The organism is Hyphomonas oceanitis SCH89 (genome assembly GCF_000685295.1).
Lineage (GTDB): Bacteria > Pseudomonadota > Alphaproteobacteria > Caulobacterales > Hyphomonadaceae > Hyphomonas > Hyphomonas oceanitis.
Window position 1 is genome coordinate 1 of sequence record NZ_ARYL01000023.1, and the last position, 12,098, is coordinate 12,098.

At 62.4% G+C, this 12,098-nt stretch carries 8 protein-coding genes; 2 read left to right on the plus strand and 6 right to left on the minus strand.

Annotated elements, in window-relative coordinates:
• Positions 1–85 precede the first annotated feature (85 nt).
• Positions 86–787 carry a VOC family protein gene (locus HOC_RS14040; protein ID WP_035539651.1) on the plus strand — a complete coding sequence of 234 codons (702 nt, stop codon included), beginning with the start codon at positions 86–88 and terminating at the stop codon, positions 785–787.
• Here HOC_RS14040 and HOC_RS14045 read toward each other — a convergent pair.
• From HOC_RS14045 to HOC_RS14060, 4 genes are all read right to left on the minus strand, one after another.
• A complete protein-coding gene (locus HOC_RS14045) occupies positions 784–1,950 on the minus strand; it encodes a CaiB/BaiF CoA transferase family protein (RefSeq protein ID WP_035539655.1) in 1,167 nt (388 codons plus the stop codon). The genes HOC_RS14040 and HOC_RS14045 overlap by 4 nt on opposite strands.
• 48 nt (positions 1,951–1,998) lie before the next feature.
• Entirely contained in the window at positions 1,999–3,585 is a 1,587-nt protein-coding gene (locus HOC_RS14050) for an acyl-CoA synthetase (protein WP_035539740.1), read from the minus strand.
• A gap of 129 nt (positions 3,586–3,714) precedes the next feature.
• On the minus strand, positions 3,715–4,500 hold the full coding sequence (locus HOC_RS14055) for an SDR family oxidoreductase (RefSeq protein WP_035539657.1): 786 nt from the start codon (positions 4,498–4,500) through the stop codon (positions 3,715–3,717).
• A 93-nt stretch (positions 4,501–4,593) separates the two neighbouring features.
• The gene (locus tag HOC_RS14060; RefSeq protein ID WP_035539659.1) at positions 4,594–6,498 is read right to left on the minus strand and encodes a CocE/NonD family hydrolase; all 1,905 of its coding nucleotides are present in this window, start codon (positions 6,496–6,498) and stop codon (positions 4,594–4,596) included.
• Positions 6,499–6,639: 141 nt separating this feature from the next.
• On the opposite strand from HOC_RS14060, the gene HOC_RS14065 reads away from it, so the two are divergent.
• Positions 6,640–7,875 (plus strand): acyl-CoA dehydrogenase family protein, encoded by a 1,236-nt coding sequence (locus HOC_RS14065; RefSeq protein ID WP_035539662.1) that lies wholly within the window; start codon positions 6,640–6,642, stop codon positions 7,873–7,875.
• Between the two features lie 18 nt (positions 7,876–7,893).
• Here the strand turns inward: HOC_RS14065 and HOC_RS14070 are convergent, their stop codons facing one another.
• The gene (locus HOC_RS14070) at positions 7,894–9,576 is read right to left on the minus strand and encodes an alkaline phosphatase D family protein (protein WP_035539664.1); all 1,683 of its coding nucleotides are present in this window, start codon (positions 9,574–9,576) and stop codon (positions 7,894–7,896) included.
• Between the two features lie 102 nt (positions 9,577–9,678).
• On the minus strand, positions 9,679–12,015 hold the full coding sequence (locus tag HOC_RS14075; protein ID WP_035539666.1) for a TonB-dependent receptor domain-containing protein: 2,337 nt from the start codon (positions 12,013–12,015) through the stop codon (positions 9,679–9,681).
• Positions 12,016–12,098 lie beyond the last annotated feature (83 nt).

Genomic DNA, 12,098 nt, shown 5'->3' on the forward strand with positions numbered 1-12,098 from the left:
TTGCAATGACGGGGCGGACCATACATTTTATGAAGCGCATACTTGCGCAAACACTATCAAGGGGAAAGCAGGAAAGGTCCGAGGAATGATTGAACAGTCCCGGCCGCAGCCAAGCGGCATACACCACATCGCCATCATGTCGTCCGACATAAAGAAGCATATCGCCTTCTTCTCGGAGGTCATGAACTTCCCGCTCGTCGCGCTATTCGACATGCACGGCGTGCCCGGCGGCCTGCATGCCTTCCTGCGCATGAACGATCACAGCTTCTTCTCGATTGTCCAGCTGCCGGACGTCGACAAGATCCCGGTTACGCTCGGCGTCACCCATTCCGGCAATGGCGCATTGCCCAGCGCCGCCGGCACGATGCAGCATCTCGCCTTCCGCGCTGATGATGAAGAAGGCCTCCTCGGCATGCGCGACCGCCTGCGCAGCCACGGCATCAACGTCATCGGCCCGCTCGATCACGGCTTCTGCAAGTCGATCTATTTCGCCGGACCAGACCAGATGACGCTCGAAGTCGCCGCGCCCGCAACGCCCGTCGACCCGCAGCAATGGATTGATCCCACAGTGCTCGAGAAGGCCGGTATCTCGGCGGCAGAAGCGGAAAGCTACAAGGCGCCAGCGCCTTATGCAGGAAAGGGCAACGAGCCGCAGCCGCCCTACGACCCCGCCAAGCCGCACATGGTCTACCCGCCGGAAATGTACCAGGCCATGCTGAAGACGCCGGATGACGTTCTCGCCAATGCTGCGAAGTTCCCCGGCCCGCCTGTGCCAATCCCCGCCTAAGCAGGCCGACCCAGCCAGCGCTCAAGAACTGCCGCCGTGTCTTCGCCGACACTGCGCGGTGCCTGCTTGCGGATGGATCCCGGTGTCGCAGAGAATTTCGGGAACGTGTTCTGCATCTTCACCGGCCCAAGCTCCGGGTCGTCTACCGTCACGATGGCCTCGCGCGCTGCATAGTGCGGGTCGCTCACCATGTCGGCGGCGGTGTAGATCTTGCCCGATGGCACCGCATTTTTCAGCAGAAGCTTTTCCAGTTCCGCCACCGTCAGCGTGCGCGTCCAGTCACTGATGATCCCGTCCAGTTCCGCCTGATGTTCGCCGCGTGCAAGATGCGTCGCATAGCGGGCATCCGTCGCAAGCTCGGGCTGGCCCATCGCATCACACAGGCGCCTGAAGATCGGGTCCTGGTTCGCCCCGATAAGGAACTCCCCATCCTTGCACGGATAGACATTCGACGGCGCAATCTTCGGCAAGATCGCTCCTGTACGCTGGCGCATGAAGCCAGAAGTCGAATAGTCCGCCACATAGCTTTCCATCACCTGGAGCACGCTTTCATACAGCGCCACGTCGATGATCTGGCCATCTCCGGTCTTGTCCCTGTGGTGCAGCGCCGCGAGAATGCCCATGGCGCCATAGGAGGCCGCCAGCGTATCCCCGATGGAAATGCCCACACGCGATGGCATCCGGTCCGGCTCGCCGGTAATCCCGCGCAGGCCTCCAAAACCCTCGCCGATCAGGCCGAAGCCCGGCCGGTCCGCATAGGGCCCTGTCTGGCCATAGCCTGACATGCGCGCCACGATCAGCCCCTGATTGGTCTCGCGCAGCTTGAGCGGGTCAAGCCCCCACTTCTCCAGTGCGCCCGGCCGGAAATTCTCGACCAGCACATCCGCCTCACCAATCAGGTCACGCGCCAGCTCCTGGCCTTCCTCGGTGCGCAGGTCCACCGCCACCGAATACTTGTTGCGTCCGATCACGCGCCACCAGGCAGGCTTGTCGCCCTGTCCCCATTCGCGCATCGGGTCGCCCTTGCCGGGTGGCTCAATCTTTACGACTTCCGCGCCCATGTCGCCCAGCAATTGTCCGCAGAACGGGCCCGCAATCAGCTGGCCCATCTCCACGACGCGCAGGCCATGCAGCGGCCCATTCGTTTTCGGTGTATCGGTCATGCCTGCCTTTAGCGCATTCGCAGACGCCACAACAGGCGCGCCTTCGGTCTAGGCTTTCTCGGCCTGCTGGACAGCAAACGCCTTGATCGTCTTGTAGTCCGCCTTGCCGTTCACGGCGCGGCCAAGGTCCGGCTTGAAGAAGATGCGCTTGGGTGCCTTGAAGCGGGCGATCTTGGTCGCCACGAAAGCGCGTAGCTCTTCCTCGCTCACCTCACCGTCCGTGGACACGACGGCCGTCACGGCCTGTCCCCACTTGTCGTCCGGAAGGCCCACGACCAGCGCGTCGATCACCGCATCATGCAGCTTCAGTGCCTCTTCCACTTCTTCGGGATAGACCTTCTCGCCGGCAGTATTGATGCAGTTCGACCCGCGCCCCAGCAGCGTCATCGAACCATCGGCCTCCACCGTGCACCAGTCGCCCGGAATGGAATAGCGCATGCCATTGATCGTCGGGAAGGTCTTCGCCGTCTTCTCCGGGTCCTTGTAATAGCCGAGCGGCACCGCGCCGCCGCGCGCCACAAAGCCTGCTTCGCCGCTGCCCGGCTGGATTTCGCGATGGTCCTCGCTGAACACCTTGCAGTTCGGGCCGAGTTCGAACTTGGAGGTCTTCACCTCGCCATCCGCCGTCATCGCGGAAGAGCCAAAGCCCACCGCCTCAGACGCGCCGAAACTGTCCATCATCGCCGCTTGCGGCATATGCTTCAGTAGCCCGCGCTTGATCTCGACAGACCACATCACGCCGGAAGACACGATGGCCACAACCGTCGACAGGTCATACTTGCCGGGGTTCTCTTCCAGTTCCTTCAGCATCGGCTTGCCGAACGCGTCGCCGACAATTGCCATATTTGTGACGCCATTCTTCTCGACCGTTTCCCACAGGTTCTGCGGGCTGAAATTCTTGTTCTCGGTCAGCGTCACCACGGTGCCGCCGTTCAGCATCACGCCCATGGCCGTGAACAGGCCCGTGCCGTGCATCAGCGGGCAGGCCGGAATGATCCGCGCGTGACGGCCAAGTTCGAGCGCATTGGCGACATGTGCCTCCAGGTCCTTCGGCACAACGCCGCCCGCCTTGGCTACGCCCTCCATGCCCGCCTGACGCCAGATGCCGTGTGACCACATCACGCCCTTCGGCATGCCCGTCGTGCCGCCGGTGTAGAGGAACAAGAGGTCATCGCCCGACCGTTCAATGCCCAGCGGCGAGGCATCGCCCTTGCTGGCGAGGTCTTCATAGGCCACCGCAAAGTCCGGCACGCTGTCGCCGCCGATCTGCACCCAGGCGAGCACGCCCGGCAGTCGCCCGCGTACGCGCTCCACCTGTTCGATGAATTCCACGTCGTAGAACACGACCGTCGAATCCGAATTGTCGAAAATGTAGACCAGCTCGTCGTCGAGATAGCGGTAGTTGACGTTCACATGCGTCAGCCGCGCCTTGAAACAGGCCGCCAGCGCCTCGGTATATTCCGGTTGGTTGCGCAGGTAGAAGCCGGCCTTGTCGCCGGTCTTCGCGCCCATCTCGCGCAGGTTCCGCGCCAGCCGGTTGGAGCGCGCCGTCATTTCCGGCCAGCTCACCACACGGTCACCATGGATCAGGGCAGGGGCATCGTCACCGAGCACCTCGCCCAGCGCATCCAGCATATCCCCGAAATTCCAGTCAAAAGCCTTGGCCACGGTGTTTCTCTCCCTGATTATTATTTTGCGCGACTCTACGACCTTGCCGCCGGGGCAGCAAAGCCTGAAACGTCGATGGACGCAGCGTCCGTGGGATCAGCGCGGCGCCATCCGGATCGCGCCGTCGAGGCGGATCGTCTGGCCGTTGAAATAGCCGTTGCGCGCAAATTCCATCGCCAGCGAGCCGAATTCCTTCGGATTGCCGAGCCGCTTGGGGAAGGGCACGGAGGCCGCAAGGCTGTCCAGCACGCTCTGCGGCGCGCCTAGCATCAGCGGCGTGGCAAAGATGCCCGGCATGATCGAGTTCACGCGGATGCCAAGGTCCATCAGGTCACGCGCCAGCGGCAGAACCAGCCCGTTCACGCCCGCCTTGCACGAGCCATAGACCACCTGGCCAATCTGCGCGTCCATGGCCGCCACAGAGGCCGTCAGCGTGATACAGCCGCGCTCGCCATCCTCGGTGATCGGCTCGGCATTTGCCATGCCAAGGGCAGAGATGGACGCAACGCGATAGGACGAGATCAGAATGCCCTGCGCGCCAAAGGCATAATCTTCGGTCGGCAGGCGCTTGAAGGCGTGGGTTTCCTTGTCGAAGCGCAGCGTCTTGCCGCCCTTGGCCGTCATCGCGCAATGCACGGTGACGCGTTCCTGCCCATGCGCCGCGCGAGCTTTCTCGAAGCCATCCAGCACGGATTGTTCGTCGAGGATGTTCACCTTGCAGAACAGGCCGCCAATCTCCTTGGCGACGGCTTCGCCCTTTTCTTCGTTGATGTCGAAAATGGCGACAGGCGCGCCAGCTTCGGCAAAGGCTTCGGCCGTGGCACGGCCAAGGCCGGATGCGCCGCCGGTTACAACGAGCGGTGTGTTCTTACTGATCTGCATGGGGTCTCTCCTCCGGATTATGTTTTGCCGAATTTGTAGACCCACTCTTTCATCCTGAAAACGCCTGCCGCAGCGACAGGCCGTTACGTCAGCTCATTCCGGCAGCGCCACCACGGGCAATTCGATCCGCGACAGCGCCGTGGGCCCGTGATGAACCGCATTTGTCGCCACTGCCGTTTCGGTCGTCGTGTACGGGTCGCCCGCCGTGTTCAGGCTGCGCGCATAGGTCGGGAAGTTGCTCGACGATACCTCCACCCGCACCCGGTGCCCCTTGAGGAACACGTTCCCGGCCAGCATGGGCGGCGGCGTGATCGCATAGGTCTCGCCGTCGGTCATGAATACCGCTTGGTCCGCGCCCTCACGATAGCGCATCCGCAGAATCGTGTCGGCAATGTTCCAGGCTGTCCCATCGGGCGCGACATCCACCAGCTTCACGGTGAAGTCCGTGTCCGGCGCATCGGAAGAAACAAATAGCTCGGTATTGATAAAGCCGAACACCGGCAGGTCTTCCTCCAGCACGTCGCTCGTATAGACCAGCACATCGTTGCGTGCCTCGATTCCGCGTTGGTCGAAGGCGCCGTCTTCCTGATCGGGCCCTAATCCCGAAATCTCGCCGCCATGCGAGATCACCGGGTCAGCCGGGTCATATTCGAATGTATCCGTCGCCGCGTCGTCCGGCGCATCCGCCAGCAACGCCCCGTCGCCCTCCAGCGTATTCGCTGCGCCCCCGCCCGAAAGATAGAAAGTCCGCGTCTCGCCCGTTCCTGCTTCGGGCACGGCATCAAACGAGACCCAGCGGTTCACGCCCGCCATGTAGACGCTCACCGGCTGCGCAGGCAGCGCCGCCTCGGCTTCGCCTTTCAGCCAATGGTTCAGGAAGGCCAGCTCCCGCGCCGTATAGTCAAATTCCATGTTGCCAATCGGCCGTTCGCCAATCGTGCCGTCTTTCTTCTGCTGTCGGTAGGAACAGTGCTGCCCATTGATCAGCATCAGCGCCTGCGTGCCCGGCGCGCTCGCCTTGCGCGTCTGCTCGAAGCGCGCGGTGCCAGACCGGGCCGAAATATCATACAGCGCCTCGGCATAGAGGCCCGGCACTTTCGGCGTCTCGCCATTCGTGATCCGGTCATCGTCCCAGGCCGGGTCAGACGGCCCACGCCTTAGATAGTCTTCCAGCTCCGTCTGCGGTGCGCCGAGTACCTCGCCAAGCTCGATCACCGGCAAGTGCATCCGCGCCTTCAAGTAATCTTCCTGCGTAATGGCGGTGTCCTGCTTGATCGAGAAATCCCGCATCAGCCGCTGGCGTTCCTCATCCGAAAGCCCGGCGGGCAATTGCGGCTGGTTTACCTGCATCTCGGCATAGAAATAGTTCGCCCAGCCCATCTGCCACACGCCGCCGCGCCAGAAATTGCCCTGCTCGCGATAGGGTCCTGCCTCGGCAATGCCCACACCTGACGAATAGGCGATCACTGCCTTCAGCGCCGGGTGTCCCAGCGTCGACAGCTTCAGCTGGTTCTCGGCGGATGACGAACAGCCCGACGTCGCCACGCTTCCGTCCGACCAGTCCTGCGCCGCAATCCAGCTCAGCGTGTCCCAGCCATCCTCGTCGGCATTGCCCAGCATGTGCATCGCACCTTCCGACAGGAAGCGACCCCGTTCGTGCTGTTGCACCACCGCATATCCTGCCGCGAGGAAGGCATCATACTGGTTGCCCTTGAGGCTCAGCTCACGCTCATAGGGCGTGCGGATCAGCACGGTAGGAAACTTGCCCTCCGTTTCGGGCAGGTAGACGTCCGTGTCCAGCCGCGCCCCGTCGCGCATCGCCACCTGTACGTGCTGCATCCGCACTTTCGCAGCGGGCAGCACCTCCGTCGCCGCCACCGGCGCAGCGGCTGGCTCGGGCGCAGCAGGCGTGGCCGCCGGCTCCGGCGCCGCCACACAAGCGCCCAGCGCCAGCGCAGAACAGGCGGCCATCAGGCGACGAAGACGCTTCTTTTGCATCAGGGCAGCTCCCATAAGTTCACCCGTGAAACCCTAGCGCCTGTCGGCAAGCATCGTCCAGAGCCTGACCATGCGGCACCCATAGGCAAGCGCCCGCTAACGCCTTAGCCTCAGCCCCAGAAAAACAGGGAGTAAATGACAATGGCCATCGATTTCACCATTCCGGATGACGCAAAAGAAGTCCGCGAGCGCGTGCGCCAATGGGTGCAGGATGAATGCATCCCCGCCGAAAAGGAAATGTCCGCCGGCAAGGCCTACAAGACCGTTCTGGCGGAACTGCGCAAGAAGGCCCGCGCGCAGGGCCTCTGGCTGCCCTTCATTCCGGTCGAGCATGGCGGCATGGGCCTCGGCCCTCTCGCCAACGCCCTCGTCCAGATGGAACTCGGCCAGAGCCATCTCGGTGCGCTCTCAATGAACTCGCAGGGCCCCGATGACGCGACCATGCTCACGCTGCTCGCCCACGGCACCGATTTCCAGAAAGAGAAATACCTGAAGCCGCTGTTCAATGGTGAGAAGCGCATCTGCTACTCGATGACCGAGAAGGCCGCCGGCGCCGATGCCACCGGCATGCAGACCACCGCGGTCAAGGATGGCAAGGGCAACTATGTCCTGAACGGCGAGAAATGGTTCTCCAGCGCCGCAAGCGCCGCTGACATCGCCGTCGTCATGGCGAAGACCAACCCGGACGCGCCCCGCCACCAGCAATACTCCACCTTCATCGTCGAGCTGCCTAATCCCGGCTACAAGATCCTCCGCGACATTCCCACAATGGCCGTACACGGTGCACATTATGAGGAAATGGGCGGCGGCCATGCCGAGGTGAAGATCGACAACCTCATCGTGCCGGAAGAAAACCTGCTCGGCGGCGAGGGCGGCGGCTTCTCCATGGGCCAGCACCGTCTCGCCTACGGTCGCCTGCGCCACGGCATGCACAACGTCGCAATGGCCCAGCGCGCGCTGGACCTCGCAACAGAGCACGTCACCAAGCGCACCACGTTCGGCAAGGGCCTCGAAGACCGTCAGGGCGTCCAGTTCATGCTCGCCGAATGCGCCAGCGAACTCTACATCGCCCGCCTCATGCTCATGCACATCGCCTACAAGGCCGAGAACGGCATGGACCTGCGCCAGGAGAACGGTATCGCTAAGGTCTTCCTCGCTAACATGGTCCACAAGGTCGTCGACACGGCCATCCAGCTCCACGGCGCGCTCGGCTACAGCCTCGATACCCCGCTTGCCGCCTGGTACACGCACATCCGCTCCCAGCGTCTCGTTGACGGCCCGGACGAAGTGCACAAATGGATCACCGGCAAGAACGTCATACGCGCCTACAAGAAGGATGGCACAACAGCCGCTGCCGCTGGCGGCGACCTGCTCTAGGCCAGCTCGGAATCGGCGTCAGGCGTCGGCGAACTTAATCGTCTTGCCGTCCCTGATGATCGTTTCCGTCCGGATGACCTCGGTGCGGTAATCGGGCAGCAGCACCGTGTCCATGGCTACAAAGGCGGCGTCCGCCTTCTCGGGCGTCAACACCACGCGCACATAGCCTTGATGGAAATTGTCGGTCCAGCGCACTTCATCCAGCGCCTGCTCGAACACGCGGTCCAGTTTCTCCGCAGTCTCGGCGTCCCAGCCGGTATCCACAAAGTCTCCCGGTGAGGATACGCCGGCCGTGCCAAGCTCGATGCCCATCGGGCGGCCTTCATCGTCAGCCACCTGGTTTGCCCAGAAGCTGTGGCTGTCGCCTGTCAGGAAGAGCAGGTCTTCGGCCCCGGCATCGCGGCTCAGCGCATAGAAGGCTTCGCGCGCCGCGGGATAGCCATCCCAGGTGTCGGTATAGAAGGGCAGGTTCCACTTGGCTTTCCAGAGCATGTTCGGCCCGTCACCCGGCGCTTCGCCTTTGGGCGCCTTCGCAGGGTCGATTCCAAGAGCCACGACGTCCGGAACGCGCATGCGTGCAATCGGGCTCGCATTGCCGATCAGCCGCCAAGGCTGGGCATTCGCCACGGAAGCCATCAGGCCCTTGGTCAGCGCCGCTTCCATTTTGGGCGAGATCATCTTGCGGTCCGGGTCATCCATCACGTCGTGCATGAACGCGTCACGGGCTTCCGGTGATGTGATCGTCGCGTAGTATTCGGCATAGTCGACCTGCTTGCCACGCGCGGTATGGCGCGATTCCAGCGTCACCAGCGTCGCAAGATCACCGAACGCATAAGTCCGCCAGAATTCTGCGCGCGTGAAGCCGGGTGCAGGTTCCCGGATCGGCATCCACTCATAATACGCGCGGATCGCCGCCGTGCGCCGATCATCCCACGCGCCTTCGGTATCGGGTTGATGGTTCTGCGCGCCGCCCACCCACGGATTGTTCGCGCTCTCGTGGTCGTCCCAGCAAGCGACGAAGGGATGCGCCGCATGCATGGCCCGCGCTCCCGCATCGGTCTTGTATTGCGCGTGACGGGCGCGATAGTCGGCCAGGCTGACAATCTCGTTCGCGGGCACATGGACCCGTCCGATGCTGGCGCCGGTTTCCGCGCCCCAGCCCTTCGCACCATATTCGTAGATATAGTCGCCCGTGTGTAGCACCACGTCGATCGCAGTATCCTTTGCGATGGCGTCATAGGCATTGAAGTGCCCGAACGGATAGTTCGAGCAGGACACCAGCGCGATGCCCAGCTTTTTCAGTTCGCCCACCGGCAGTGTGCGTGTCCGGCCCACGGGCGACATCGCACCGTCAAACACGAAGCGGTAATAGTAGGTCGTGCCGGGTGTCAGTCCCGTCGGGATCAGCTTCACTGTATGATCGGCGTCGGCAGTCGCGACCGCGGCGCCTTCAAGAACCATCTCCGTGAAAGCGTCGTCCCGCGCCAGCTGGAAGGTCCCGGCAAGATCGCCTGCATCCGTCGTCACGCGCGTCCACAGCACCACACTGGTCGCCTGCGGGTCGCCACTTGCCACGCCATGCTCGAACATCGGCGAGACAGTCGGGGCGAACGCCGTCGCTGTCTCGGGTGACGTGGCGCACGCGTGCAGCGTGCCTGCGGCCATCAGGGCCAGTGTCTGTCGGCGATCCAGTTTCGGCATCTCGGCCTCCTCGGCGGTGCCGCACAGTGCGGCCTTGTTATCGGAATGTGAAATGGAAAAAGGCAGGCCCGCGCGGGCCTGCCTTCTCAATATACAACTCTACTAGAAATCAGCCGTGACCGTGAACACGACCGTACGCGGCGCGGAGATCCAGGCACCGTTGCCTGAAATGCCCGCCAGGTAGTTCTGGTCGAACAGGTTGTTCACTGTCAGCCTGAAGTCGACATTCGACAGGTCGTCCGACAGGGCTGAACCGGAGATGCCGGCATAGAGGTCAGCCTCGACATGGCTGTCTGCCACCCAGGTGTTCGACAGGTTCACGAACCGGTCATCAATCCATTTCGTCGACAGGCCGGCATTGAAGTTGCCCTGCGTATAGTCGGCGCTGAGAACGAACATGTTCTCGGGGATGTTCGGCACCGTGTTGCCGACAAAGATTCCAGCCGCTGCGTCGAGCACTGTGTCGCCAGTGCCGAGGATGGTCGCATCATTGTATGTGTACGATGCGAACAGCGACAGACTGTCGGTTGCACGGAACTCGCCGGCCATTTCGATGCCGCTGGAGTCGATACCGCCGCCATTGATGAAGCCGCCATTCGACGATTCCAGGTAGTCGATGCCATCGACCGACTCGGTCGGGGCAGGGAACAGGCGGTTCTCGAAGGTCGATTCAAAGTACACGACCGAACCGCGAAGCCGGTCACCGACATAGCGCACGCCAGCTTCCATGTTCTTCGAGGTTTCCGGATCAGGCACGCCCGTACCACCCAGCACTTCCAGCACGCCATCGGGGATGGCCTTGAAGTTCTCGGCATAACCGGCGAACAGTTCCACGCCCGGCATGGCCGAAGGTGTCCAGGCGGCACCGCCCGAAAACAGCACGTCAGAGTCGCTCGAGATCTTGAAGTTCAGGGTCGGGTCGTTCGGCGTGAAATTGTCGACGCGCTCGAGTTCGTTCGAGAACTGTTTCACACCGACGCGGAAGGTGAAGTCCGCCACTTCCACGACGTCCTCAGCATACCATTTGAAGGTCGTCTGCGGGAACTCGCGATTGTACTGCACCCAGTAGGCCGTGTTGTCATAGTCGGCACCGATGCGGGCATCGATCAGCTTGTGCCAGTCACGGTACTCGAAGCGTGTTGCGTCTTCGTACCAGACACCGCCGCGAACCGTGTTGTTGACCGCGTCACTGATCTGGGTCTGCCATTCCACATCGCCATAAACGCCCGTGCGTTCCTTCTGGTAATGCGTATGACGGTAGGACTGGACCGGAACAGCGCCCGATTGGTAGCAGGCCGGGTCATACTGAGCGCCAGCGCCGCCATAGGGGAACGTGATCGAAGAAACGCAGCCGTCCGTGGGGCTCAGCGGCGTGCCGCCAGCGTCGACATAGTAGACCAGCGGATTGGTCGAGGCACCGAACTGGCCGACGTTCACGAGGTAAGGTGGCACCCAGTCGCCGCGGCCCGCATTGTCATGCCGGTAGACGCCGGCTTCCAGCGTCACGCCGTCAAACAATTCCTTCTCGCCCTTGAGGTAGAAAAGGCTGTTTTCGCGCAGCGTGCCCCAGGCTTTCCGGTAAAGCTGGTCGATATAGGGAATGCCGGTCCATTCAGCTGTCAGCTGGTCCGAGTTCGGATCAGTGGCATAATCGGCAGGCGAGAACAGGCGCTGATAGTTGTTCTCGGTCGTGTCATCATAGGAAAGGTAGCTCGTCCAGTCGATGCCGAACTGCTCGGTCTGCAGCTTGGCTGCAAAATGGTCGCGCTGGTTGTCGGCAGACTGGTTCACATGGTCGGTGGCAGATTGCGTCGACAGCGACACCCAGAACTTGGTCTTGTTGTCAGCCAGCAGGCCGCTATCATAACGGCCATAGAAGCGCTGTGCATCATAGTCGCCAAGCGAGGCTGAAACGCGGACGCGGCGCTCATCGAGCGGGTTCTGCGTCGTGAAGTTCAGCGTGCCGCCCAGCGCTTCGTTCGAGCGTGTGGCAATGTCCGCCGTGCCTTGCGACACTTCGATCGCCCCGGCGTTCTGCGTGTCGATGAAGCGGTTGGCTTTCGAGCCGCCGCCATAGCCCGAACCGCCGTTCGGAATGCCGTCGACCGTGATGCCGACTTGCTGTTCGCCAAGGCTGTTCTGGAAGCCGCGAACGGCAACGCCAGTCGACCAGTCGTCAAAGCCGAACGCGTCGCCTTCGGTCACCAGCACGCCGGGCAGGTTGTCGATCTGTGCCAGAAGGCTCGTGATCGGCGACTGTTGCAGCGCCATGGCCTCTGTTGATTCAGCTGACGAATAGGTCTGCTGCGAGCCGAGCACGATGATCGTGTCGAGCGACCGGGACTCATCCTCGGTCGTTGCAGCATCGTCGGCATAGGCGCCAAGAACCAGGCCCATGCTGACACCGGCCAGAAGGCCGGCTTTCCAGTAAGTATTCATCTCTATTCCCTTGTTTAAGACGTATGATCCGCGCGCGCACTTCCCCGTTCACGCAGGCCACTGGCCTGTGTGTTGGGGTCCCT

What these genes read in the sequence shown, in the direction of transcription:
- HOC_RS14045 (WP_035539655.1), bottom strand. Translation starts at nt 1,950, where the DNA reads ATGACCGATACACCGAAAACGAATGGGCCGCTGCATGGCCTGCGCGTC.
- HOC_RS14060 (WP_035539659.1), bottom strand. Translation starts at nt 6,498, where the DNA reads ATGCAAAAGAAGCGTCTTCGTCGCCTGATGGCCGCCTGTTCTGCGCTG.
- HOC_RS14070 (WP_035539664.1), bottom strand. Translation starts at nt 9,576, where the DNA reads ATGCCGAAACTGGATCGCCGACAGACACTGGCCCTGATGGCCGCAGGC.
- HOC_RS14040 (WP_035539651.1), top strand. Translation starts at nt 86, where the DNA reads ATGATTGAACAGTCCCGGCCGCAGCCAAGCGGCATACACCACATCGCC.
- HOC_RS14065 (WP_035539662.1), top strand. Translation starts at nt 6,640, where the DNA reads ATGGCCATCGATTTCACCATTCCGGATGACGCAAAAGAAGTCCGCGAG.
- HOC_RS14075 (WP_035539666.1), bottom strand. Translation starts at nt 12,015, where the DNA reads ATGAATACTTACTGGAAAGCCGGCCTTCTGGCCGGTGTCAGCATGGGC.
- HOC_RS14050 (WP_035539740.1), bottom strand. Translation starts at nt 3,585, where the DNA reads ATGCTGGATGCGCTGGGCGAGGTGCTCGGTGACGATGCCCCTGCCCTG.
- HOC_RS14055 (WP_035539657.1), bottom strand. Translation starts at nt 4,500, where the DNA reads ATGCAGATCAGTAAGAACACACCGCTCGTTGTAACCGGCGGCGCATCC.